The sequence below is a fragment of the Streptomyces sp. 63XJN7_1_ISO-PGPR-S23-121 genome (assembly GCF_056173025.1).
In genome coordinates, this window is sequence record NZ_CM149653.1 from 7235652 (window position 1) to 7258768 (window position 23117).

General features: G+C 72.8%; 21 protein-coding genes. 9 read left to right on the top strand and 12 right to left on the bottom strand.

Features of this window, described 5'->3' with window-relative positions; genetic code table 11:
- The first annotated feature begins 113 nt into the window (after window positions 1-113).
- Together AC0VYN_RS32295 and AC0VYN_RS32300 are read left to right on the top strand one after the other, a co-directional pair.
- Window positions 114-1751, top strand: coding sequence for a penicillin-binding transpeptidase domain-containing protein (locus AC0VYN_RS32295; RefSeq protein WP_475533833.1), 1638 nt, complete (start codon window positions 114-116; stop codon window positions 1749-1751).
- Window positions 1752-1899: 148 nt separating this feature from the next.
- On the top strand, window positions 1900-3606 hold the full coding sequence (locus AC0VYN_RS32300) for a penicillin-binding transpeptidase domain-containing protein (RefSeq protein WP_475533834.1): 1707 nt from the start codon (window positions 1900-1902) through the stop codon (window positions 3604-3606).
- A gap of 37 nt (window positions 3607-3643) precedes the next feature.
- Here AC0VYN_RS32300 and AC0VYN_RS32305 read toward each other — a convergent pair whose 3' ends face one another.
- Entirely contained in the window at window positions 3644-4021 is a 378-nt protein-coding gene (locus AC0VYN_RS32305) for an SsgA family sporulation/cell division regulator (RefSeq protein ID WP_385471081.1), read from the bottom strand.
- Between the two features lie 191 nt (window positions 4022-4212).
- Here AC0VYN_RS32305 and AC0VYN_RS32310 point away from each other — a divergent pair, with 191 nt between their 5' ends.
- The 4 genes from AC0VYN_RS32310 to AC0VYN_RS32325 all read left to right on the top strand — a co-directional run bounded on the left by AC0VYN_RS32310 (window position 4213) and on the right by AC0VYN_RS32325 (window position 8077).
- Window positions 4213-5283: an energy-coupling factor ABC transporter permease gene (locus AC0VYN_RS32310; RefSeq protein WP_475533835.1), complete on the top strand. Its 1071-nt coding sequence runs from the start codon at window positions 4213-4215 to the stop codon at window positions 5281-5283.
- 1 nt (window position 5284) lies between these two features.
- Entirely contained in the window at window positions 5285-6046 is a 762-nt protein-coding gene (cbiQ, locus tag AC0VYN_RS32315; protein ID WP_475533836.1) for a cobalt ECF transporter T component CbiQ, read from the top strand.
- The gene (locus tag AC0VYN_RS32320; RefSeq protein WP_451686283.1) at window positions 6034-6792 is read left to right on the top strand and encodes an energy-coupling factor ABC transporter ATP-binding protein; all 759 of its coding nucleotides are present in this window, start codon (window positions 6034-6036) and stop codon (window positions 6790-6792) included. The genes cbiQ and AC0VYN_RS32320 overlap by 13 nt, the downstream gene beginning before the upstream one ends.
- A 100-nt stretch (window positions 6793-6892) precedes the next feature.
- Window positions 6893-8077, top strand: coding sequence for a serine hydrolase domain-containing protein (locus tag AC0VYN_RS32325; protein ID WP_475537031.1), 1185 nt, complete (start codon window positions 6893-6895; stop codon window positions 8075-8077).
- Window positions 8078-8113: 36 nt separating this feature from the next.
- Here AC0VYN_RS32325 and AC0VYN_RS32330 read toward each other — a convergent pair whose 3' ends face one another.
- The 5 genes from AC0VYN_RS32330 to AC0VYN_RS32350 all read right to left on the bottom strand — a co-directional run bounded on the left by AC0VYN_RS32330 (window position 8114) and on the right by AC0VYN_RS32350 (window position 12880).
- On the bottom strand, window positions 8114-8389 hold the full coding sequence (locus AC0VYN_RS32330) for a DUF1876 domain-containing protein (RefSeq protein WP_475533837.1): 276 nt from the start codon (window positions 8387-8389) through the stop codon (window positions 8114-8116).
- A gap of 56 nt (window positions 8390-8445) precedes the next feature.
- Window positions 8446-9291, bottom strand: coding sequence for an EamA family transporter (locus AC0VYN_RS32335; RefSeq protein WP_475533838.1), 846 nt, complete (start codon window positions 9289-9291; stop codon window positions 8446-8448).
- Window positions 9288-9791 carry a YbaK/EbsC family protein gene (locus tag AC0VYN_RS32340; protein ID WP_475533839.1) on the bottom strand — a complete coding sequence of 168 codons (504 nt, stop codon included), beginning with the start codon at window positions 9789-9791 and terminating at the stop codon, window positions 9288-9290. Before AC0VYN_RS32340 ends, AC0VYN_RS32335 begins: the two co-directional genes overlap by 4 nt.
- Before the next feature lie 131 nt (window positions 9792-9922).
- Entirely contained in the window at window positions 9923-12157 is a 2235-nt protein-coding gene (locus AC0VYN_RS32345) for an MMPL family transporter (RefSeq protein ID WP_475533840.1), read from the bottom strand.
- Between the two features lie 123 nt (window positions 12158-12280).
- Window positions 12281-12880 (bottom strand): TetR/AcrR family transcriptional regulator, encoded by a 600-nt coding sequence (locus AC0VYN_RS32350; RefSeq protein WP_385471096.1) that lies wholly within the window; start codon window positions 12878-12880, stop codon window positions 12281-12283.
- A 148-nt stretch (window positions 12881-13028) separates the two neighbouring features.
- Here AC0VYN_RS32350 and AC0VYN_RS32355 point away from each other — a divergent pair, with 148 nt between their 5' ends.
- The gene (locus AC0VYN_RS32355) at window positions 13029-16433 is read left to right on the top strand and encodes a S41 family peptidase (RefSeq protein WP_475533841.1); all 3405 of its coding nucleotides are present in this window, start codon (window positions 13029-13031) and stop codon (window positions 16431-16433) included.
- An 84-nt stretch (window positions 16434-16517) separates the two neighbouring features.
- On the opposite strand, the gene AC0VYN_RS32360 is transcribed toward AC0VYN_RS32355, so the two are convergent.
- The 4 genes from AC0VYN_RS32360 to AC0VYN_RS32375 all read right to left on the bottom strand — a co-directional run bounded on the left by AC0VYN_RS32360 (window position 16518) and on the right by AC0VYN_RS32375 (window position 20188).
- Window positions 16518-16739: a hypothetical protein gene (locus AC0VYN_RS32360; protein ID WP_475533842.1), complete on the bottom strand. Its 222-nt coding sequence runs from the start codon at window positions 16737-16739 to the stop codon at window positions 16518-16520.
- An 85-nt stretch (window positions 16740-16824) separates the two neighbouring features.
- A complete protein-coding gene (locus AC0VYN_RS32365; protein WP_475533843.1) occupies window positions 16825-17718 on the bottom strand; it encodes an SDR family oxidoreductase in 894 nt (297 codons plus the stop codon).
- Entirely contained in the window at window positions 17715-18662 is a 948-nt protein-coding gene (locus AC0VYN_RS32370) for an alpha/beta fold hydrolase (protein WP_475533844.1), read from the bottom strand. The genes AC0VYN_RS32365 and AC0VYN_RS32370 overlap by 4 nt, the downstream gene beginning before the upstream one ends.
- Complete coding sequence (locus AC0VYN_RS32375) at window positions 18659-20188, bottom strand: flavin-containing monooxygenase (protein ID WP_475533845.1); 1530 nt, start codon at window positions 20186-20188, stop codon at window positions 18659-18661. Before AC0VYN_RS32375 ends, AC0VYN_RS32370 begins: the two co-directional genes overlap by 4 nt.
- A 187-nt stretch (window positions 20189-20375) precedes the next feature.
- Here AC0VYN_RS32375 and AC0VYN_RS32380 point away from each other — a divergent pair, with 187 nt between their 5' ends.
- Window positions 20376-21014, top strand: a complete 639-nt coding sequence (locus tag AC0VYN_RS32380) for a MerR family transcriptional regulator (protein WP_385462266.1) — start codon at window positions 20376-20378, stop codon at window positions 21012-21014.
- On the opposite strand, the gene AC0VYN_RS32385 is transcribed toward AC0VYN_RS32380, so the two are convergent.
- Both AC0VYN_RS32385 and AC0VYN_RS32390 read right to left on the bottom strand, forming a co-directional pair.
- Complete coding sequence (locus AC0VYN_RS32385) at window positions 21002-21805, bottom strand: exodeoxyribonuclease III (protein WP_475533846.1); 804 nt, start codon at window positions 21803-21805, stop codon at window positions 21002-21004. The two genes, AC0VYN_RS32380 and AC0VYN_RS32385, sit on opposite strands and share 13 nt — an antisense overlap.
- Window positions 21806-22050: 245 nt before the next feature.
- Window positions 22051-22431, bottom strand: a complete 381-nt coding sequence (locus tag AC0VYN_RS32390; RefSeq protein WP_475533847.1) for a hypothetical protein — start codon at window positions 22429-22431, stop codon at window positions 22051-22053.
- Window positions 22432-22623: 192 nt separating this feature from the next.
- Between AC0VYN_RS32390 and AC0VYN_RS32395 the strand changes: the two genes are divergently transcribed.
- The gene (locus AC0VYN_RS32395) at window positions 22624-23109 is read left to right on the top strand and encodes a GNAT family N-acetyltransferase (RefSeq protein ID WP_475533848.1); all 486 of its coding nucleotides are present in this window, start codon (window positions 22624-22626) and stop codon (window positions 23107-23109) included.
- Window positions 23110-23117 lie beyond the last annotated feature (8 nt).

A 23117-nucleotide genomic window follows, 5' to 3' on the forward strand; every position in this document is an offset into this window, starting at 1 on the left:
ATCCGGAAACATCCGTACCATCGGCCACCCTCTGCGCATAGAGTGCCACCCACAACTACTTCTGAACGCGTTCAAGAAAGCGCGTGCGGGGTCGAACGGGGAGGGGACTGCCGATGGGCAGGGGGGTGAAGGCCGCCGTCATAGGCGGTGTGTTCGCGGTGATGGTGGGCGGGGCCGCGTACGGGGCCTACAACGTCGTGTCGGCGCTCGACGAGGGCGGGGGCTCCGGCGCGGCCGGGGCGGCCACGAAGAGCGGGCCGCCGAGCGCGGACGAGGTCGAGGAGACCACCGGCGAGTTCTTCGCCGCCTGGGAGAAGGGCGACGCGACGACGGCGGCCTCGTACACGAACAACGCCTCGGTCGCCGGGACGCTGCTGGCGGCCTACGGCCGGGCCGCGCACATCACCGGCGTCGAGATCACGCCCGGCGAGCCGACCGTGAGCGGCATGACCGTGCCGTTCGCGGTGAAGGCGAAGGTCTCCTACGACGGCACCACCAAGCCGCTGACGTACCGCAGCCAACTGACCGTGGTGCGCGGGCAGACCTCCGGGCGGGCACTGGTCGACTGGGACCCGGCCGTCGTCCACCCGCGGCTGAAGGCCGGCGACACGCTGGTCACCGAGGAGTCGGCGACCCCGCAGATCCAGGCCGTCGACCGTGACGACACCGTGCTGACGCCGCAGAAGTACCCCTCGCTCGCCCCCGTCCTCGCCACCCTGCGCGAGAAGTACGGCGACAAGGCGGGCGGCACGCCCGGCGTCGAGCTGGTGATCCGGCACGAGGCCACCCAGGCCCCGGACACCCCGCTGCTGACGCTGACCGAGGGCAGGCCCGGCAAGCTGCGTACGACGCTCAGCGCGGGCGTGCAGGCGGCGGCCGAGAAGGCCGTGCAGCGGTACGGCGAGTCCTCGGTGGTCGCCGTCCGGCCCAGCACCGGCGAGGTGCTGGCCGTGGCGAACAACCGCGCGGACGGCTTCAACGCCGCCTTCCAGGGCAGGGTCGCCCCCGGTTCCACCATGAAGATCATCACGGCCGCCATGCTCATCGACAACGGCGTGGCCTCGATGAACGGCCCGGCGCCCTGCCCGGACACGGCGACCTGGCAGAGCCAGACCTTCAAGAACCTCACCGGCATGGAGCCCGACATGGGCGCCACGCTCGCGGGCGACTTCATGCGGTCCTGCAACACGGGCTTCATCAAGCTCATCGACGAGGACCCGCTCACCGACTCTTCGCTGACGCAGGAGGCCCAGGAGCGGTTCGGGCTGGGTCGGGACGACTGGCAGACCGGCATCGTCTCCTTCGACGGCAGTGTTCCCGCCGTCAGCGGCCCGGACCGCGCGGCGGGTGCCATCGGCCAGGGCCAGGTCCAGATGAATCCGCTGAACATGGCGTCGGTGACGGCGACCGCCATCACCGGCGAGTTCCGCCAGCCGTACCTGGTGTCGCCGGAGCTGGACGGCCGGCAGCTGGCCACGGCCAAGGGGCTGCCGCAGGGCACCGCCTCCCAGCTCAAGCAGATGATGCGGCTCACGGCGACCCAGGGCACCGCCGTGAACGCCATGTCCGGGCTCGGCGGCGACATCGGCGCCAAGACCGGCTCGGCCGAGGTCGACGGGAAGGCCACGTCCGACAGCTGGTTCACCGGCTTCCGTGACGACGTCGCGGCGGCGGCCATGACCGAGCAGGGCGGCCACGGCGGTGACGCGGCCGGCCCGATCGTGGCGGACGTCCTGCGGGCCGGCGGCTGAGCGGGGTTCCCCGGGGTGGGACGCCCTGGGGGACGCCGCGACGCCGCGGGCATGTGCCGGACACCCCCTAGGGTGGTCGCCGTCGTGGCAAGCGTGCGGCAGCAGGGTCCCGGGGATGTCCGGGCGACACGGAGGAAACGGGACGCGAGTGGGCAGCAGAAGGGCCGTCGCCGGGCGACGGAAGACGAGACCGGCCCTGGTCGGCGGGGTGGCCGCCGTGGTCGTGGGCGGCGCGGGAGTCGGCGCGTGGGCGCTGTACGGCGGCGGGGCCGCGGCCGAGGAGACCGGGCGGACGACGTCCGCGGCGGCCGAGAACAAGGCGCCGGCCGGCCCCCTGACGGCGGCCGAGGTCACCACGGCCACCCAGCGCTTCCTCACCGCCTGGCAGCGCGGCGACGTCGCCGGTGCCGCCGCCGCGACCGACGACGCCGAGGCGGCCGCGGCCCTGCTGACCGGCTGGACGAAGGACGCCCGGATCACGGGCGCGACGTTCACCCCGGGCACCCCGGCCGGCGCCCGGGTGCCGTTCTCCGTCAAGGCGAGCGTGGCCTACGAGGCCGGGGCGCGGGACGGCACCTCCCGGGCCGGGGGGATCAGCGTGCCGCTCGCCTACGACAGCGCGCTTACCGTCGTCCGCCGGGCCGGCGACGGCGAGCCGCGCGTCGACTGGCACGCCGCCGTCGTCCACCCGGAGCTGAAGGACGGCGACACGCTGGTCACCGGCGAGGCCGGCACGCCCCCGGTCAAGGCCCTGGACCGCGACGGCGGGGAGATCACCGCCGCGAAGTACCCGTCGCTCGGCACCGTCCTGGACGGGCTGCGCGAGAAGTACGGGAAGAAGGCCGGCGGCACCGCGGGCGTCGAACTGCGCGTGGTCCGCGGCAAGGAGTCCAAGGCGGCGAAGGCGTCCGACAAGACGCTGCTGGAGCTGAGCGAGGGCACGCCGGGCACCGTGCGGACCACCCTGGACCCCGGCCTCCAGGCCGCGGCCGAGCAGCAGGTGGCGGGCAAGGCCCGGGCGTCGGTCGTGCTGCTGCGCGCCTCGACGGGGGAGATCCTCGCGGTCGCCAACGGCGGCCACGGCTTCAACACCGCGTTCCAGGGCTCCCTGGCCCCCGGCTCCACGATGAAGGTCGTCACCGCCTCGCTGCTCATCGAGAAGGGCCTGGCCTCGGCCGACAAGCAGCACCCGTGCCCGAAGTACTTCAGCTACGGCGGCTGGAAGTTCCAGAACGACGACGAGTTCGAGATCAAGAACGGCACGTTCAAGGCCAGCTTCGCCCGCTCCTGCAACACCGCCTTCATCAGCCAGGCCCCGAAGCTGGAGAACGACGACCTGAGCAGGCAGGCCCAGGAGGTCTTCGGCCTGTCGCGGAACGACTGGGCGATCGGCGTGCCCAGCTTCGACGGCTCGGTGCCGGTGCAGAGCGCGGCGCCGATGGCCGCCTCCCTCATCGGGCAGGGCGGGGTGCGGATGAACCCGCTGAACATGGCGTCGGTGTCGGCGACCGTGCGGACGGGCGCCTTCCGCCAGCCGTACCTGGTCGCCCCGTCGGTCGACGGACGCAAGGTGGCCACGGCCTCCCGCACGCTGTCCGCGTCCACGCTGGGCCAGCTGCGCGAGCTGATGTCCTACACCGCCACGAACGGCACCGCGGCCGGGGCGATGGCCGGCCTGGGCGGCCAGTCGGGCGCGAAGACGGGATCCGCCGAGGTCGACGGCCAGGACAAGCCCAACGGCTGGTTCACCGCGTACCGGGGCGACCTGGCCGCGGCGGGCGTGGTCCAGCAGGGCGGCCACGGCGGCGACACCGCGGGACCCATCGTGGCGGCGCTGCTGAAGGCGGGCGGCTGAGCGGGCGGCCCGGCCGGGCGGCCGGACGGGTGCCGGCTCAGTGCGGCACCGGCTCGGCCGCCGCCGCGTAGGTGCGCTGCAGGAACCGGATGAGCGTCCTGGTCTCGAACTGGACGACGGAGCAGCCCTGCGGGGAGTGGAACTCGACGACGGCCTGCACCCGGCCGCAGGGCCACACCCGCACCTCTCCGCTCCCGGTGGGCACCCGCAGGCCCCGTTCGAGCAGGTCCCGGGAGAACCTCCACTCGCGCGCGGCCGTGTTCCGGCCCCGGCCGGGCAGCCCCACGGACACCGTGTCCGGATCGCGGTCGGGGTCGTAGCGCAGCACGACCGGTATGGCGCCGCCGTCGTCCTCGCCGGGGAGGTCCGCGTCCGTGAGGATGTGGGCTCGCGCGTACTGCTCGACAACGGACATGGGATCGCCCCTCACGCTCTGCGACCGGCACGGAAGCTGTGTGTCCACTCCTGTTCAATGTCCCATATTTTCCGAATAACACCTTTTGATGGCGTATCACCTCCGCCCCCGCGGGGTCGCCTGCCTCACGGACGGGGTGACGAGGACGTCGCTCTTGCAAGAGGTTCGCAACAAGCCTCTATCATCGTCTCGTGCATGTACCTGACGGATTCATCAACGCCCCGACCTCCGCCGTGACCGGAGTCGTCGCCGCCGGCGCCGTCGCGGTGAGCCTGCGCGGTGCGCGGCGCGAGCTGGACGAGCGGACGGCGCCCCTGGCGGGCCTGGTCGCGGCGTTCATCTTCGCGGTGCAGATGCTGAACTTTCCGGTCGCCGCGGGGACCAGCGGGCATCTGCTCGGCGGCGCGCTCGCCGCGATACTCGTGGGTCCCTACACCGGGATCCTGTGCGTCTCCGTCGTCCTGCTCATGCAGGGCATCCTCTTCGCGGACGGCGGCCTGACCGCGCTCGGCGTGAACATCACCGACATGGCGATCGTCACGACGGTCGTCGCCTACGCCCTCTTCCGGGGCCTGGTGAAGGTCCTGCCGCGCACCCGCCGGTCGGTCACCGTCGCCTCCTTCGTCGCCGCGCTGGTCTCCGTCCCGGCCGCCGCCCTCGCCTTCACGTTCCTGTACGGGATCGGCGGCACCACCGACGTCTCCATCGGCAAGGTCGCCACCGCGATGATCGGCGTGCACGTCCTGATCGGCATCGGCGAGGCCGCGATCACCGCGCTGACCGTCGGCGCCGTCATCGCCGTGCGCCCCGACCTCGTGTACGGCGCGCGCGGGCTCCAGCAGCGGCTGAAGCTGCGGGTGAACGGCGAACTGGTCGACGCCCCCGGCACCGAGCCGGCCCCCGCGCCCGCCGCCGCCCGATCGCCGCGCAAGGTGTGGATCACCGGCCTGGTCGCCTCCCTGGTCCTCGCCGGGTTCGTCAGCTTCTACGCCTCCGCCGACCCGGACGGCCTGGAGAAGGTCGCAGCCGACGAGGGCATCGACAAGAAGGCCGAGGAGCACGCCAGCGCCGACTCCCCGCTCGCCGACTACGGCGTCAAGGACATCTCGGACACCCGCGTCTCCGGCGGTCTCGCGGGCGTCATCGGCGTCGGCGTCACCGTCGTCGCGGGCAGCGCGGTGTTCTGGGCCGTGCGCAGGCGGCGCGGCGGCGACACCTCGCCGAGCAGCACGACCGGCACCACCAGCGGCACGAGCGTCTGAGATGGGCGCCGGGCACGCGCACAGGCTGTACCGGCACGGGCACTCCCCCGTGCACGGCCTGCCGCCGCACACCAAGCTCGCCGCGGCCTTCGCCTTCGTGGTCGTCGTGGTGTCGACGCCCCGCGAGGCGATGTGGGCCTTCGGCCTGTACGCCCTCCTGCTGGCGACGGTGGCGTACGCGGCCCGCGTCCCGGCCGGGTACCTGCTCAAGCGTCTGCTGATCGAGGTGCCGTTCGTCGCGTTCGCGGTGCTGATGCCGTTCGTGGCCGAGGGCGAGCGGGTCGGCGTCCTCGGGATGTCGCTGAGCGTGAACGGCCTGTGGGGTGCCTGGAACGTGCTCGCCAAGGGCACCCTGGGCGTCGCCGCCTCCGTGCTCCTCGCCTCCACCACCGAGCTGCGCGAGCTGCTGCTCGGCCTGCAACGGCTGAGGCTGCCGCCGCTGCTGGTGCAGATCGCCTCCTTCATGATCCGGTACGGGGACGTGATCACCGACGAGATGCGCCGGATGCGGATCGCCCGGGAGTCGCGCGGCTTCGAGGCGAAGGGCGTCCGCCACTGGGGCGTGCTCGCCAAGTCCGCCGGGGCCCTGTTCATCCGCTCCTACGAACGCGGCGAGCGCGTCCACCTGGCCATGGTCAGCCGCGGGTACGCCGGTTCGATGCCGGTGATCGACGAGGTGACCGCGTCCCGGGCGCAGTGGTCGTACGCACTGACCCTCCCGTGTGCGGCGCTGGTCGTCTGTCTGCTGGGATGGGTGCTGTGACAGCTTCTCTGGAGGTCTCCGGCCTCGCCTTCGCCTACCCCGACGGGCACCAGGCCCTCTTCGGCGTGGACTTCTCCGTCGCCCGCGGCGAGCGGGTCGCGCTGCTCGGCCCGAACGGCGCCGGCAAGACGACCCTGGTGCTCCACCTCAACGGCATCCTGTCCGGCGGCACCGGGACGGTCGCCGTGGCCGGGCTGCCCGTGGACAAGCGGAACATGGCGGAGATCCGGCGCCGGGTCGGCATCGTCTTCCAGGACCCCGACGACCAGCTCTTCATGCCGACCGTGCGCGAGGACGTGGCCTTCGGGCCGGCGGCGGCCGGGCTGAAGGGGGCCGAGCTGGAGGCGCGCGTGGACCGGGCGCTCGGCCTGGTCGGCATGGCCGCGTACAAGGACCGGCCCCCGCACCACCTCTCCTTCGGCCAGCGGCGCCGGGTGGCGGTCGCGACCGTGCTCGCCATGGAGCCGGAGATCCTGGTCCTGGACGAACCCTCCTCCAACCTGGACCCCGCCTCCCGCCGCGAACTCGCCGACATCCTGCGCTCGCTCGACGTCACGGTCCTGATGGTCACCCACGACCTGCCCTACGCCCTGGAGCTGTGCCCCCGCGCCCTGGTCCTCAGCGACGGCGTGATCGCGGCGGACGGCCCCACCGGCGACCTGCTCTCCGACGACACGCTGATGCGCGCCCACCGCCTGGAACTCCCCTTCGGCTTCGACCCGCGCTCGGTGTCGACGGGTACATGAGGAATCGCCGGCGGTCGGTGGCTGTTGCACCCACTGCCGCAGGCGACGGGCCGGGACAGGCCGGGGCATCGGGAAGGGACGCAGGGAAGTGGACGCGAGCGTGGACGTGCACGGCACAGTGGCCGGGGGCTTCGAACCGGTCAGGGACGCGTTCGCACGGAACTTCACGGGGCTCGGGGACCGGGGCGCGGCGGTCGCCGTCTACCGGGACGGGCGCAAGGTCGTCGACCTGTGGGGCGGCACGCGCGACGTCGACGGCACGGCACCGTGGCGCCGGGGCACCGCCCAGGTCGTGCGCTCCGCGACGAAGGGCGTCGCCGCCGCCGTACCGCTGCTGCTGCACCAGCGCGGGGCACTGGACCTGGACGCGCCGGTGGCCGAGTACTGGCCGGAGTTCAAGGCGCACGGCAAGGAGCGGGTGCTGGTCCGGCACGTGCTGAACCACCGGGCCGGACTGCCGGTCCTGGACCGTCCGCTCACACCCGAGGAGGCCCTCGACCCGCTGCGGGGCCCCGAGGCCGTCGCCGCCCAGGAACCCGTCTGGGAGCCGGGCACCGGCCACGGCTACCACGCGCTGACCTACGGCTGGCTGCTCGACGAACTGGTGCGCAGGGTGACGGGCGGGCGGAGCACGGGCGAGTGGATCGCCGACGAGATCGCCGGTCCGCTGGGCCTGGACCTGTGGCTCGGCCTGCCCGCCGAGGAGGAGAGCGCGGGCCGCGCCGGCCGGGTCGGCCGCCTCGAGGAGCCCGAGTCCTCCGGCGGGCCGCGCCTGCGCCCCAAGCGCTCGGTCACCGAGGCCTACGAGGACCCGGACTCCCTCACCCGCCGCGCCTTCGCCGCGATCACGCCGTTCCCCGACCAGAACGACCCGGCGTACCGGGCGTCCGCCCTCCCGGCGACCAACGGCATCGCGACGGCCGACGCGCTGGCGCGCTTCTACGCGGCGCTGACCGGCGACGTCGACGGGGTGACGCGGCGCGTGCGGCTGTTCGACGCGGCGACGACGGAGCGGGCCCGCGCGGAGGAGTCGGCGGGACCGGACCGCGTGCTGGTCGTGAACACCCGTTTCGGGCTCGGCTACATGCTCCACGGCAGCGCGTCCCCGTTCCTGTCCCCCGGCTCCTTCGGCCATCCCGGCCGCGGCGGCGCCCTCGGGTTCGCCGACCCCGAGGCGGGGATCGCGTTCGGCTACGTCACCAACGGCTTCCGCCGGTCCGTGACCGCCGACCCGCGGGCCCAGGCCCTGGTGCGGGCGGTGCGGACGTCGCTCGAGGCGGCCTGAGACCCGGCGGACGCGGCCGGACCGCCGGGATCCCGCTCACACGTGGATCGGGTGGGACACCCTCCCCGACGCGTCGTCGATCTCGCCGTGCGCCTTGGTGAGCAACTGCATGGCGAGCTCGTTCAGCGCCCGCGCTCCGGCGACCTCCTCCCCGACGCGGGGCTGCTGGGAGTCCACCTGGTGACGGCTGGCGTGGCCGTTCGCCCGCACCTCCGTGCCGTCGGGCAGCCGCACCATCGCGACGGCGCGGGTGTGCTGGTCGTCCTCCATGAACTCCATCTCGACGTGCCATCCCACAGCGGTGTGCATCATGACGATCACCTCCGGAACACCTGCTTCCAGGGTGCGCCTCGTCGCCGCCGCACGCACTATCCCGCGTGCAGCATCAGCCCGATCCCCACGACCAGGAGTCCCGCCGCGGCGATCCTGGGAGCGCCGAACCGCTCCTTGAAGAACAGGGCCCCGATCGCGGCGCCGACCAGGATGGAGGACTCACGCAGCGCGGCGACCGGCGCGAGTGCGGCGCGGGTCTGCGCCCACAGCACCAGGGCGTAGGCGGCGACGGACAGGGCCGCGCCGAACAGACCGAGCCCGGCCCGCGGGCGCAGCAGCGCCCAGGCGCCGGCACGGTGGCGGTACAGGAAGTACGCCGGGAGGGCCGTGCCCTGCACCGCCATCAGCCAGGCGATGTACCCGAGGGAGGACCCGGAGGCGCGGACGCCCAGCCCGTCCACGACGGTGTACACCGCGATGGTCGCCCCGGTCGCCAGGGCCGCGCCGATCGCCGCCCAGTCGGGCCGGCGTCCGCGCAGCCCCCACAGGGCGACGCCGGTCAGTCCGGCGCAGGACAGCGCGATGCCCGCGGTCGCCCAGCCGTCGGGCACCTCGTGCGCGAAGACGGCGGCCAGGACGGTGACCAGCAGGGGCGCGCTGCCCCGGGCGATCGGGTAGGCCTGCCCGAAGTCGCCGAGCCGGAAGGACCGCATCAGCAGGGCGTAGTAGGCGACGTGGACGGCGGCGGAGACGAGCAGGTAGGGCCACGCCCCGGCCGCGGGGAGCGCCGTGAACGGCAGCAGCGCCAGCCCGATGAGCAGTCCGCCGCCCGAGATCAGGGCGAAGCCGGTGAGCTTGTCGGTGATCCGGTGGGCGATGGCGTTCCAGCCGGCGTGCGTGACGGCCGCGAGCAGGACCGCGGCCGTCACCAGCGGGGTCACGCGGCGGACTCGCGGACGTCCACGAGGGTGGCGCCGGCGGTGGCGACGAGCTCCTTGGGCTCCATGGGGAACACGCTGTACGGCGTGCCGGCGGCGGCCCAGACGACCTCGTGCGCGAGCAGGGACCGGTCGGCGAGGACGCGGGTCCGGCTGCGGTGCCCGAAGGGCGGCACGCCGCCGATGGCGTACCCGGTGGTCTCCCGTACGACGTCGGCCTTGGCCCGGGTGACCTTCCCGGCGTCGAGCTCCGCGCGGACCCGCTCCACGTCGACGCGGGAGGCGCCGTCCATGAGGACCAGCACGGGGACCCCGTCCGCGGCGAAGATCAGCGACTTGCAGATCTGGCTCAGCCCGCACCCGATCGCGGCGGCGGCCTCGGCCGCGGTCCGCGTGGCCTCCGGAAACCGCCGCACCTGCCCGACCAGGTCGTCGAGGCCGAGTTCTCGCAGGGCGGCGGCGAAACGGGGGTGGGCGCCGGAGGCGTCGTCGGTCGTCGTCATGGTGGGCACCGTAGCGGTACGTGCAGCGTGCACGCGACCGGGTTCGCGTGCCCCGCGCACGGCGGAGCCGGTGAGGGCCGTCCCGTCCCCACGGGGCCCTCACCGGCTGGTCTGCTGCCGGGTGCGGTGTGTCAGGTGCGGGCCGGCACCCGGTCCTCGTCGGGGTCCGAGCCGCGTCCGGCGTCGCCGGCCGTGCGCAGGCCCTCGCCCTCGACGTCCACGTTGGGCAGGGCGCGGTCCAGCCACTTCGGCAGCCACCAGGCCCGCTTGCCCAGCAGGGCGAGGACGGCCGGGACGATGGCCATGCGGACCACGAACGCGTCGAAGAAGACGGCGATCGCCAGGCCGAAGCCGATCATCTTGACCATGGACTCGCTGGAGCCGATGAAGCCCGCGAAGACCGCCATCATGATCACCGCGGCCGCGGTGACGACGCGGGCGCCGTGCTTGAAGCCGGTGACGATCGCCTGGTTCGGCTTCTCGCCGTGGACGTACGCCTCCCGCATGCGGGTGACCAGGAAGACCTCGTAGTCCATGGCCAGGCCGAAGACGACGCCCACCATGAAGATCGGCATCATCGACATGACCGGGCCGGTCTCCTCGACGCCCATCAGGCCGGACAGCCAGCCCCACTGGAAGACCGCGACGACCGCGCCGAGCGCCGCCATGACCGACAGCAGGAAGCCCAGGGCCGCCTTCAGCGGGACCAGGATCGAGCGGAAGACCACGATCAGGAGGAGGAAGGCGAGGCCGACGACCAGGACCAGGTAGGGCAGCAGCGCGTCGTTGAGCTTCTGGCTGACGTCGATGTTCATCGCCGTCGAGCCGGTGACCAGGGTCTCCGCGCCGGTGTCCGCCTTGATGTCGCCGCCCGCGTCGCGGATGGCGTGCACCAGGTCCTCGGTCTGCACGGAGGACGGCTTGGAGTCCGGGATCACGGTGATCGTCGCGGTGTCGCCGGCCTTGTTGGGCGCGGGCGGGGTCACCGCCACGACGCCGTCGAGGCCCTCGATCACGTCGGAGACGTCGGTGAACACGTCCTTCGGGGCGTCGCTGCCCTTCGCGTCCACCACGACCATCAGCGGACCGTTGAAGCCGGCGCCGAAGCCCTCCGACAGCAGGTCGTACGCCCGGCGCTGGGTCGTGGACGTCGGCTGGGAGCCGTCGTCGGGCAGGCCCAGTTCGAGGGAGGCCGCGGGGATCGCGGCGGCACCGAGGCCGAGGACGCCGAGCAGCAGGACGGCGACGGGACGGCGGACGACGAAGCTCGCCCAGCGGGTGCCCATGTTGGCCTTGGCGGGCCTGCCGTCCTGGTTCTTCGCGGCGCGGCCGCCGCCCAGCAGCTTGCTCTTGGCGCCGGCCGGCTTGACCCTGCGGCCCGCGTAGCCGAGCAGCGCGGGGATCATCGTGAGGGCGATCAGGACCGCGATGGCGACCGTGCCGGCCGCCGCGACGCCCATCTTGGTCAGCATCGGGATGTTGACGACCGCCAGGCCCACCAGGGCGATGACCACGGTGAGGCCGGCGAAGACCACGGCGGAGCCGGCGGTGCCGACGGCCCGGCCGGCCGCCTCCTCGCGCTCGCGGCCCTCGGCGAGTTCCGCGCGGTAGCGGGAGACGATGAACAGGGCGTAGTCGATGCCGACCGCGAGGCCGATCATCATGGCCAGGATGGACGTCGTGGAGCCCAGCTCCAGCGCGCTCGCCAGCGCGGTGATCGTCGAGACGCCGATGCCGACGCCGATCAGCGCGGTGAGCAGCGGCAGCCCGGCCGCGACCAGCGAGCCGAAGGTGATGACGAGGACGACGGCCGCGACCGTGATGCCGATGACCTCCGTGGCGCCGGTCTCGGGCACGGCCTGGAGCGCGTCGCCGCCGATCTCGACGGTCAGCCCGGCGTCGCGGGCCTGCTGCGCCGCGTCCTCCAGGGCCTCCTTGGTGGACTCCTCCAGCTCCATGCCGGAGACGTCGTACCGCACCGAGGCGTAGGCGACCGTGCCGTCCTTGCTGACGGCGTTCCCCTGGTAGGGGTCGGCGACGGAGGCGACCTCGGATCCGTCCGACAGTTCGTGGACGGTCTTCTCGACGGTCGCCTTGTGGCCGGCGTCCGTCATCTTCTCGCCGGACGGTGCCTTGAAGACGACGCGTGCGGTCGCCCCGTCGGCGCTCTGGCCCGGGAAGCGCTGTTCGAGCAGGTCGAAGGCCTTCTGGGCCTCGGTACCGGGGATGGAGAAGGAGGAGTTGCCGGCGGGCGGGGCGCTGGCCGCGCCGACACCGGCGAGCGTCAGCAGCGCCACCCAGATCAGGGCGACGAAGTGCCGCCGCCGGAAGGCGAGCCGGCCGAGTTTGTAGAGGAATGTGGCCACGAGGGCGTACTCCCGGTCAGGTCGTGGGGTCTTCAGGGCAGGGGTGATCAGCCCGACGACGTGAGCGGTGACGTCAGCTGGGGCTCGAACGGGGGCGCAGGTGGGGCCTGGCCGAGGGACGTGTCAGGAGACTCGGACGCCGAGGGCGGGGAGGATCACGGCGTCGATGTACGAGGTGAGGAAGGCCCGGGTGGGCGGCTGGTCCTCGAGCAGCGTGCGGGTGGCGAAGGCGCCGACCAGCATGGGCACGAGGAAGTCCAGGGCGGGACAGTCCGGTCTGATCTCGCCCCGGTCGACCGCTCGCTGGAGCAGTCGGCGGAACTCCGCCATCTCCGGTTCGATGAGCTGTTCCCGGAACGCCTGGCGCAGGTCCGGATTCTGGTGGAGCGCCATGGCGACGCCCCGCATCAGCGCGGAGTTCTGCTCCATGGTGCAGTCGTCCTCGCGGGCCATCAGGGCGTGCAGGTCGCCCCGGAGGGAACCGGTGTCGACCTCGCCCGTCTCTCCGGGCTTGTTGTGCCGGATGGCCTTGACGACCAGCTCGGGCTTGCCGCCCCACTGACGGTAGAGCGTCGCCTTGCTGGACCGGGTGCGGGCGGCCACGGCGTCCATGGTGAGGGCGTCGTAGCCGACTTCCCGGAGCAGGTCGAGCACGGCGCCGTACAGCTCGGCCTCGCGCTCGGGAGTGATCCGACTGCGGCGCGCGGTCGCGACCTCGGTCATCTCGCTCTCCCCTCTCCGATCAGAACGACACCGTTTCGTACATGGTGAATGTACCCCAGCCTCTATCGAAACGAAACGGTTTCGTTCGTGTCGTGGGTCACGGTTGTCAGCTCCCCATAAGTTGCCGGTGCCCTGCCCGCGGCAAAGCATGGGAGGGGTGAGTTATCTGCGCCTTCCCCACCTCAGCGGCGACCGGATCTGCTTCGTGGCCGAGGACGACCTCTGGATCGCCGGTCTCGACGACCCCCACCCCGCCTGGCGGCTCACCGTCGACCGCACCAAGGCGGGCCACCCGCGCTTCTCGCCCGACGGCCGCCACATCGCCTACACCACCTGGCGCACCCTGGTCCCGGAGGTCCACCTCGTGCCGGTCGGTGGCGGGCCCGCGCGCCGGCTCACCCACTGGGGCGGCTTCGACACCCGCGTCTGCGGGTGGACGCCCCCCGACCCCGACGGCAGCAGCGCCGTCCTCGCCGTCGCCTCCCACGGCGAGCCCTTCTCGCACCTGACCTGGGCCTACAAGATCGCCCTCGACGGCGACCCGGGCCGCAAGCTGCCCTGGGGGCCGGTCACCGACATCCAGGCCGCCGATCTGGCCGGCGAGCGCAGGACGCTCCTGCTCACCGGCACCCCGCCGCACGAGCCGGCCTCCTGGAAGCGCTACCGGGGCGGTGCCACGGGACGGCTGTGGCTGCACGGGCAGCGGCTGCTCGCGGACCTGGACGGGCACCTCTCCTGCCCCATGTTCACCGGCGGCCGGATCGCGTTCCTCTCCGACCACGAGGGCGTCGGCAACCTCTACTCGTGCGCCCACGACGGCTCCGACCTGCGCCGCCACACCGACCACGACGCCTTCTACGCCCGCCACGCCGCCGGCGACGGCACCCGCGTCGTCTACCAGTGCGCGGGCGACCTCTGGATCGTCGACGACCTCTCGCCCGGCTCGGTGCCGCGCCGGCTCGACGTCCGGCTGAGCGGACCGCGCGCGGGACGGCGTACGTACCAGGTGCCCGCCGCCCAGAACGTGGGCGGCGTCTCCGTCGACGAGACGGGCCGCGCGAGTGCCGTCGTCGTCCGCGGCAGCCTGTACTGGCTCACCCATCGCGACGGCCCGGCGCGCACCCTCGCCGACACCCCGGGCGTACGGGTCAGGCTCCCCGAGATGCTGGGGGCGAGCGGCCGGGTCGCCTACGTGACGGACGCGGACGGCGAGGACGCCGTCGAGCTCTCCTTCCTGCCGCGGGCGACGGGGAGCCGGGCGCCCCGGCGGCTGGCCTCCGGCAGGCTCGGCCGGGTGCTGGAGCTGGTCTCGGACCCGGCGGGCGAGCGCCTCGCCGTCGCCTCGCACGACGGGCGGCTGTTGCTGATCGACGTCCCGGAGGGGACGCGGACCGCCGAGACGCCGGAGCCGCCCGAGGACGGCGGCGAGGACGCGGGCGAGGACGCGGGCGAGGACGCGGACGCCGTCGGTGGGGATGCGGGCGAGGACGCGGACGCCGTCGGTGGGGAGGTCCCGGACGACCGCGCCCCCGGCGACGTCACCGAGCTGATCCGGTCGGACAACGGCCCCGTCCGCGACCTCGCCTTCTCCCCCGACGGGGCCTGGCTGACCTGGTCCCACCCGGGCATCGGGCGGTCGTTGCGGCAGATCAAGATGGCCCGCATCGACGGAGCGGACGGGCCGGTCGTCGTCGACGTGACCAACGGCCGCTTCGAGGACGAGAACCCGGTGTTCACCAGCGACGGCCGCTATCTCGCGTTCCTGTCCTGGCGCGGCTTCGACCCGGTGTACGACGTGCACACCGGGGACCTGTCCTTCCCGCTGGGCTGCCGGCCCTACCTGGTGCCCCTGTCGTCGGCGACCCCCTCCCCCTTCGCCCTCAACCCGGAGGGCCGCCCGGCCGCCGGCGGTCTGGACCCGCTGGAGGACGAGGCCGGCGAGGGCGGCCCGGTGACCGTGGAGGCGGAGGGCCTGGAGGCGCGCGTGACGCCGTTCCCGGTGACCGCCTCGAAGTACTCGGCGCTGCACCCGGTCGCGGGCGGCGGCCTGGTCTGGCTGCGCTGGCCGATCTCGGGCGCGCTCGGCGAGACCTTCGCCAACCCCGACGACCCGAGCGAACGCCCCACCCTGGAGCACTTCAGCCTCGCCAAGGCGAAGAAGTCCGAACTCGTCACCCACCTCGACTGGTTCCGGGTCAGCGGCGACGGCACCCGGCTGGTCGTGCTCGACGAGGGCGACCTGCGCGCCGTACCGGCGACCGAGGCTGGCGACGGGGACTCCACCACCTGGATCGACCTGCGCCGCATCCTGCACGAGGCCGACCCGGCCGCCGAGTGGCGCCAGGCGTACGCCGAGGCCGGCCGCCTGATCCGCGCCTACTTCTGGGACCCCGGCATGTGCGGCATCGACTGGGACGCGGTGCTCGACCAGTACCGCCCGCTGGTCGAACGGGTCGCCACCCCGGACGAGTTCGCCGACCTGCTGCGTGAGGTCCTCGGCGAACTCGGCACCTCGCACGCCTACGTCGCCGCCGCCCGGCGCAACGAGGGCCCCGCGCACTACCAGCGCTGGCAGGGGCTGCTCGGCGCCAACTTCGTGTGCCGGGACGGCCGCTGGACCGTCAAGCGGATCCTGCCCGGCGACTCCTCCGACTCCAAGGCCCGCTCGCCGCTGGCCGGCACGGGCATCCGCGAGGGCGCCGTCCTCACCCACGTGGACGGCCGCCCGGTCGACCCGGTCGCCGGGCCGTCCCCGCTGCTCGCCGGCGCCGGCGCCACGACCGTGGAGCTCACCTTCGTACCGGCCGGGGACGGCCCGGGCCCCGCCCGCCGGGTCGCCGTCGTCCCGCTGATCGACGAGCGGCCGCTGCGCTACCAGGACTGGGTGACCAAACGCCGCGAGGTGGTACGGCGGTTGAGCGGCGGACATTGCGGCTACCTGCACATCCCCGACATGGGCGGCTCGGGCTGGGCGCAGTTCAACCGCGACCTGCGCATGGAGGTGTCCATGCCCGCGCTGATCGTGGACGTGCGCGGCAACGCGGGCGGGCACATCAGCGAGCTGGTCATCGAGAAGCTGACCCGCACGATCCTCGGCTGGGACCTGACGCGCGACGCGCAGCCGGTGTCGTACACGTCCAACGCCCCGCGCGGGCCGGTGGTGGCGCTCGCGGACGAGGCGACGTCCTCCGACGGCGACATGATCACGGCCGCCTTCAAGCTGCTGCGGCTCGGCCCGGTGGTCGGGCAGCGCACCTGGGGCGGAGTGGTCGGCATGACCGGCCGGCACCGGCTGGGCGACGGCACCGTGATCACGGTGCCGATGAACGCGGCCTGGTTCGACGCGTACGGCTGGTCCGTGGAGAACTACGGCGTCGCCCCCGACGTGGAGGCGCTGCGCACCCCGCTGGACTGGGCGGAGGGCCGCTACCCGGTGCTGGACGAGGCGGTGCGGCTCGCGCTGGAGCTGCTGGAGACCAACCCGCCCGCCACGCCTCCCGGTTACGGCGACGCGCCGGACCGGTCCCGGCCGCCGCTGCCGCCGCGGCGGTGACGCCCGCCGCCCGGGCGGTGCGCGGACGCCCAGAAGGCGCCCTCCGTGCGGCGGAGGGCGCCTTCCCGGATCAGCCGCGGCGCGTCAGGCGTCGTGGCTCTCCTCGAACCGCTCGTCCGCGTCCCGGCGCGAGGACGGGTCCATCTCGTCCTGGTCGCGGCGGCGGTCGCGGTTGTGCATCTGGTCCTTGCCCTGCTCCGCGCGCTGCTTGCCCTGCTCGGCACGCTGCTTGCCCTGCTCGGCACGCTGCTTGCCCTGCTGCTGCATGCGCTCGGCCTTGTCCTGGAACTGGTCCTTGATACCCATGTGGGCTCACTCCTGTGGTCTTTCGGGCCGGCCGGTTCGGCCGGCCCGATCAGATTCACACGGGCGGTGACCCCGCGCATGTCGATCAGTTACGGACCGTAGCGGAGGTCGTCCGGTGCTCCTCGTCGGCCGTTCCGCCGGCGCCCACCAGCCCCGTGCGCATGCCGTTCAGCCGGTCCGCGAAGCGCCGCATCTCGCGCTGACCGACGGTGCCGATGACGGCCGGCAGGTAGCCGCGCACACCCTGCATCCCGCGCAGCCACCACTGCCCGTACACGTGGCTCGAGCGCCGCTCGATGCCCTCCACCAGCCGGTCCACCGCCGGGCCCAGCGGATAGGTCTTGTTCGACGGCCACGGCAGCCGCTGCCGCAACTCCCGCATGACGTCGTCCTGGTCCGCGCCGCGCACCATGTCGGTGTCGGTCCAGGACAGGTAGCCGACGCCGACCTTCACGCCCCGGTGACCGACCTCGGCGCGCAGGCTGTGCGCGTACGCCTCCACACCGGACTTGGAGGCGCAGTAGGCGGTCATCATCGGCGCGGGCGTGATGGCGGCCAGGGACGCGATCTGGAGCAGGTAGCCGCGGCTCTCCGTCAGTGCCGGCAGGAATGCGCGGGCCGTCACCGCCGAGCCGATGAGGTTGACCTCGATGACCCGCCGCCAGGACTCCGGGTCGGAGTCGACGAACGGACCGCCGGTGGCGACACCGGCGTTGGCGACGACGACGTCGATCCTGCCGAACCGCTCCTTCACCTCGCCGGCCACCCGGGCCATCACCTCGTGGTCGGTGACGTCCGCGTGCCAGACCTCGCTCTCGGTGTGCAGCCGCGCCGCGACCTGCTTGAGCCCCTCCGGCTCCAGCCCGACCAGGGCCACCTTCACCCCGCGCGCGGAGAGCTTGCGGGCCAGCAGCTCCCCGACGCCCCGCGCCGCCCCGGTGACGACGGCGACGCGTCCTTCCAGGCTCACCCTGCTCATGCGCTCTCCTCGGCGTGTACGGCGTCCGTCTTCGCGGACGCGTCGGAAATGTGGGCGGCGGCCAGCGCGCGGATCTTCCCGGTGACCACCTCCGGCGCCTCCACCGGCGTCATGTGGCCGGCGCCCGGAAGCTCCGTCAGGCCCACGCAGACGGGCAGCGCCGCCGCCAGCGCGCGGGCGTGCACGGGCGGGGTCAGCCGGTCCGCGGTCCCGACGACCACCTCGACCGGCATCCGCAACTCCCGTACGCCGTGGTCGAGGTCGAGCAGGTCGAGCACCCGCGACCAGGCGTGACGCGCCCGGCGCGGGCAGGCGTGCACGATGCGGGCGCAGGCCTCGACCATGTGGGGTGCCGAACCGGGGCCCATCGTGCCGTACTTGAGGATCCTGAGCGCCAGGGGCGTGACCGGCCCGAGGGGCGCCCGCGAGCCGAGCAGGCGCCGGGTCAGCCAGGTGCGCACCCGGCCCTCCCGCAGCGGCAGCACGGTCGCGGACGCCACCAGCCGCGAACTGCCCGTGCTGCACAGCAGGACGGCGGCGGCGTGCTCGCGCAGCGCGGGCCGTGCGGCGGCGGCCAGGACCGTCATCCCGCCCATGGAGTGCCCGGCGATCACCGCGCGTTCGCCCGGCGCGAGCGTGGCCGCGAGGACGGCCTCGAGGTCGTCGGCGAGGGCGTCGGTCCCGCACACCCGGCTCGCCGGGCTGCGGCCGTGACCGCGCTGGTCGTAGGCGATGACCCGGTGGTCGGCGGACAGGGCGCGGATCTGCGCCGCCCAGAAGGCGGTCGAGCAGGTCCAGCCGTGGGAGAGGACGACCGCGGGCGCGTCCTCGGGGCCGTGCACCTCGACGTGCAGCCGGGCGCCGTCCGCGGAGACGACGGTCAGCTCGCGGGCCGGCACGGGCGGGGCGTAGGGGCCGGAGGCGACGTGCGCGAGGCGGCTCACGCGCCCACCTCCGCGCTCTCGGAAGCGGGGGCCTTCCGGGCGGCCGGGGCGCGCAGCACCTCGTACTCGGCGAGGTCCACACGCCGGGTCGCCCGCCGGAACTCGGCGGTCGTGCCGGGCCAGATGGTGGTGTTGCGGCCGCTCGGGTCCAGGTACCAGCTGGTGCAGCCGCCGGTGTTCCACACGGTGCGCTTCATGCGCTCCTGCACCCGGTGGTTCCAGCCCCGCACGGCGGTGGGGCGGGCGTCGAGGGCGACCCTGCCGCCGAGCACGTCCAACTGGCGCAGGTAGTCGGCCATGTAGTTCAGCTGGGACTCGATCATGAGGATCATGGAGGAGTTCCCGAGGCCGGTGTTGGGCCCGATGACCGTCATGAAGTTGGGGAAGCCGGCCGCCGAGGCGCCGCGCAGGGCCTCCATGCCGCCCTTCCAGGTCTCGGCGAGGGTCCGCCCGTCCGCGCCCACGACCCGCTCGGCGATGGGCATGTCGGTGACGTGGAAGCCGGTGCCGAAGATGATCGCGTCGGCCTCGGCCTCGGTGCCGTCCGCGGCGACGAGGGTGCTGCCGCGGACCTCGCTCAGACCGCTGGCGACCACGTCCACGTTCGGCCGCGCGAGCGCCGGGTAGTACGCGCTCGACAGCAGGATCCGCTTGCAGCCGATGCGGTAGTCGGGGGTGAGCTTGGCGCGCAGGGCCGGGTCCTTGATCGCGGAGGCGATGTTGCGCCGGGCGATCGCCTCGACGAAGCCCAGCTCGTCGGGGTGCTTGGTGAAGGCCTGCACCTGGAGCTCCCGGATGCCCCACAGCAGGCCGCGGCGCAGCTTGGTGGTGACGGGCAGCGCCCGGTGCAGGGCGCGCTCGGCGGCGCTGATCGGCCGGTCCATGCGGGGCATCACCCAGGCCGGGGTGCGCTGGAAGAGGGTGAGCCGGCCGGCCTCGGGCTGCACGGCCGGCACGATCTGGATGGCCGAGGCGCCGGTGCCGATCACGGCGACCCGCTTGCCGGTGAGGTCGTAGTCGTGGTCCCAGCGGGCCGAGTGGAAGACCTTGCCGGGGAAGGTGTCGAGGCCGGGGACGTCCGGGACCTTGGGGTCGGACAGCGGGCCGGTCGCGGAGACGACGACGTCGGCGGTCAGGTTCCCGCTCGCCGTCTCGATCTCCCAGCGCAACCGCTCGGTGTCCCACGCCATCCGCTTCACCTCCGAGCCGAAGCGCAGGTGGGGGCGCAGCCCGAAGGTGTCGGCCACGTGCTCCAGATACGCCCGGATGTGCCGCTGACCGGAGAAGGTGCGCGGCCACTCGGGGTTGGGCGCGAAGGAGAACGAGTACAGGTGGGACGGCACGTCGCAGGCGCACCCCGGGTAGCTGTTGTCGCGCCAGGTGCCGCCGACGCTGTCGGCCCTCTCGAGGACGACGAAGTCGGTGATCCCCTCGCGGCGCAGCCGCACGGCGGCCCCCAGCCCGCCGAAGCCGGACCCGATCACCGCCACCCGCACGTGTTCTTGAACCTGCTCGTGCTCGGCCATCCCGAAGCCTCCACGCGTCGCCTAGAACTCTGCCAGTGAACACTGGCGCAATGGGGAGAGTAGAGCAGCTCCGTACTGATGGGTAGGGGGCACGGCAAGGAAAGTTACCGGCGGTACGACATAGGCTTCCGGCGTGGCAGAAGACGCAGGAGACGCTGGACGACACGTTGGCCCCCGCGAGTACCGCATGGAGGAACTGGCCCGGCTGGCCGGCATCACGGTGCGCACCCTGCGCTTCTACCGCGAGCGCAAGCTGATCCCGCCGCCCCGCCGCGAGGGCCGTATCGCCTGGTACGACGACCACCATCTGGCCCGCCTGCGCACCATCGCGGCCCTGCTGGAACGCGGCCACACCCTCAACGGCATCGCCGAGCTCGCCGACGCCTTCGACCACGGCCGGGACGTCGGTGACCTGCTCGGCATCGGTGAGCCCACCGAGGAGACCCCGGTCCGCCTCACGCCCGAGGAACTCGCCGCCCGCTTCGAGGGCGAGGTCACCCCGGAGAACCTCGCCGCCGCGATGGAGCTGGGCTACCTCGGCACCGACGGCGACGAACTCGTCCACATCAGCCACCGTCTGCTGGACGTCTCCTCCGCCCTGGTCCGCGAGGGCATACCCCTCGCCGCGGTCCTCGACGCCGGCAAGCGCGTCCGCGAACACGCCGACGCCCTGGCCGCGCTCTTCGCCGACCTGATCTCGCGCCACGCCCCCGAACAGGACCTCCAGCGCCTGCGTCCGCTGGCCCGCAGCGTGGTGGAGGCGGAACTCTCCCTCGCCCTGGACCGACGGCTGCGGCCGGGGCCCGAGGAGGGTCAGCGTCCGTAGACGACGGTCACCGGCGCGTGGTCCGACCAGCGCTCGGCGTGCGTTGCGGCCCGCTCGACGTATCCCTTGACGGCCCGGGCGGCCAGTCCCGGGGTGGCCACGTGGAGGTCGATCCTCCATCCTGAATCATTGTCGAAGGCCCGGCCCCGGTACGACCACCACGAGTACGGCCCCTCGGCGTCCGGGTGCAGCGCGCGCACCACGTCCACGTAGCCGCCGTCCGCCGGGTCGAGCACGCGGCCCAGCCACTCGCGCTCCTCCGGGAGGAAGCCGGAGCTCTTCTTGTTGGCGCGCCAGTTCTTCAGGTCGGCCTCGCGGTGGGCGATGTTCCAGTCGCCGCAGACCAGGACCTCGCGGCCCTCGGCGGCGGCGCGCTCGCGCAGTCCCTTCAGGTAGGGGAGGAACTCGCCCATGAAGCGGACCTTCTCCTCCTGGCGCTCGGTGCCGACCTCGCCGGAGGGCAGGTAGAGCGAGGCGACGGTCACACCCGGCAGGTCCGCCTCGACGTACCGGCCGGCGGTGTCGAACTCCGGCGACCCGAAACCGACCTGTACGCGGTCGGGTTCGCGGCGCGTGCAGAGGGAGACGCCGGCGCGTCCCTTGGCGGCGGCGGGGGCGTGCGTGACGTGCCAGCCGTCGGGCGCGCGGACGGGCTCGGGGAGCTGGTGCGGCTCGGCGCGCACCTCCTGGAGGCACAGCACGTCGGCGGAGGTGCCCGCGAGCCATTCCACGAAGCCCTTCTTCGCGGCGGCGCGCAGACCGTTCACGTTCACGGAGGTCACGGTGTACAAGAAACTCTCCCAGGTGTGCGGAGACGTACGTTACGCGAGCCGCAGTTCACCCCTGGGAGGGGCCCTTGGGCCGGCGCCGCACTGGTCGAGGACCGCGGCGAGGCCCGCAGCGCACGAAAAAAGGCCCAGCCGAGAGGGCTGGGCCATAAAATTCCGTCACCCCGGGTGATCCGGTCCGGAGTGACGGTTCAGCCTAGTTGATCAGAAAAGGCGCAACCATATGTTTAAAGTAAAATATCTACACTTTACCCGGCGGCTGAATTGTCGCCGCGCGACTCACACAGAATACTGTTGAAAAAATCATTCTCGGTGATCGTGTCGAAGGCACACAGGCCACCACGGTCGTGAATGTCTTCGACGGCGATCAACAGACCGGCGACACCTCGGACCAAGGCGACGACCATGACGACGCCACCGAAGACCTTGCCGATCCCGATCCTCCTCCTGACTCGGTTGCCGTCCGAACGATGTGGACTTGGCCGGGTCGAGGAATCCATGTTCGCTGTTGAGTTTTCCTCGATGCCACTGCCGGCACGACCGAACAGCCGCGCAACAGTCTCTCTGATATTCATTTTCTCTCCATTCATCGGGAAGTGCGGCGAATGCCGCACAGGGGTGGAGCTCACCCGATGGATGAACCCCCTGCGCGGCACTCGCCCCCGGTGAAGGGAGCGGTGCGAGTGACCTCTGACGGAGCAGGCACTCCCTGAGATCCTAGGGGCCGCCACGATGCGCACGCCATCCTCCGCACGGATGATGCGACCTGCACACTGGGTGACGCCCCCCTTCGCACGATGTATCAATATACGGTAGGAAGCATGAACATACGCCGGGTCGCCTTCGACCACCCCGACGCCGTGAAGCTGAACGACGAGGTCCAGGCGGAGTACGACGTCCGCTACGGCGACGGCGGCGACGCCACGCACCTCGACGCAGCGGACTTCGCGCCGCCGAACGGCCTCTACCTGATCGCGTACGACGAGAACGACGTCCCGGTCGCCTCCGGCGGCTGGCGCAGTCAGGACGCCAACGACGAGGGCAACCGCGACGGGGACGCCGAGCTCAAGCGGATGTTCGTGATCGAGCAGGTGCGCGGCCGGGGACTGGCCCGCCGCATCCTGGCCGCCCTGGAGGAGGACGCCCGCGCGGCCGGCCGGACCCGCATGGTCCTGGAGACCGGCACCAAGCAGCCGGAGGCCGTCGCCCTCTACCTCTCCAGCGGCTACGAGCCCTGCGAGAAGTTCGGCTACTACCGCTTCCACCGGGACAGCCTCTGCTACGCGAAGGCCCTCCAGGTCCCGTAGGCCCGCAG

Excerpts from the sequence above, each read along its gene's own strand:
- AC0VYN_RS32350 (WP_385471096.1), bottom strand. The coding sequence starts at position 12,880 with ATGACCGAGGTCGCGACCGCGCGCCGCAGTCGGATCACTCCCGAGCGC.
- AC0VYN_RS32295 (WP_475533833.1), top strand. The coding sequence starts at position 114 with ATGGGCAGGGGGGTGAAGGCCGCCGTCATAGGCGGTGTGTTCGCGGTG.
- AC0VYN_RS32365 (WP_475533843.1), bottom strand. The coding sequence starts at position 17,718 with ATGAGCAGGGTGAGCCTGGAAGGACGCGTCGCCGTCGTCACCGGGGCG.
- AC0VYN_RS32320 (WP_451686283.1), top strand. The coding sequence starts at position 6,034 with ATGGGTGCTGTGACAGCTTCTCTGGAGGTCTCCGGCCTCGCCTTCGCC.
- AC0VYN_RS32340 (WP_475533839.1), bottom strand. The coding sequence starts at position 9,791 with ATGACGACGACCGACGACGCCTCCGGCGCCCACCCCCGTTTCGCCGCC.
- AC0VYN_RS32375 (WP_475533845.1), bottom strand. The coding sequence starts at position 20,188 with ATGGCCGAGCACGAGCAGGTTCAAGAACACGTGCGGGTGGCGGTGATC.
- AC0VYN_RS32355 (WP_475533841.1), top strand. The coding sequence starts at position 13,029 with ATGGGAGGGGTGAGTTATCTGCGCCTTCCCCACCTCAGCGGCGACCGG.
- AC0VYN_RS32330 (WP_475533837.1), bottom strand. The coding sequence starts at position 8,389 with ATGATGCACACCGCTGTGGGATGGCACGTCGAGATGGAGTTCATGGAG.
- AC0VYN_RS32380 (WP_385462266.1), top strand. The coding sequence starts at position 20,376 with ATGGAGGAACTGGCCCGGCTGGCCGGCATCACGGTGCGCACCCTGCGC.
- AC0VYN_RS32305 (WP_385471081.1), bottom strand. The coding sequence starts at position 4,021 with ATGTCCGTTGTCGAGCAGTACGCGCGAGCCCACATCCTCACGGACGCG.
- AC0VYN_RS32395 (WP_475533848.1), top strand. The coding sequence starts at position 22,624 with ATGAACATACGCCGGGTCGCCTTCGACCACCCCGACGCCGTGAAGCTG.
- cbiQ (WP_475533836.1), top strand. The coding sequence starts at position 5,285 with ATGGGCGCCGGGCACGCGCACAGGCTGTACCGGCACGGGCACTCCCCC.
- AC0VYN_RS32360 (WP_475533842.1), bottom strand. The coding sequence starts at position 16,739 with ATGGGTATCAAGGACCAGTTCCAGGACAAGGCCGAGCGCATGCAGCAG.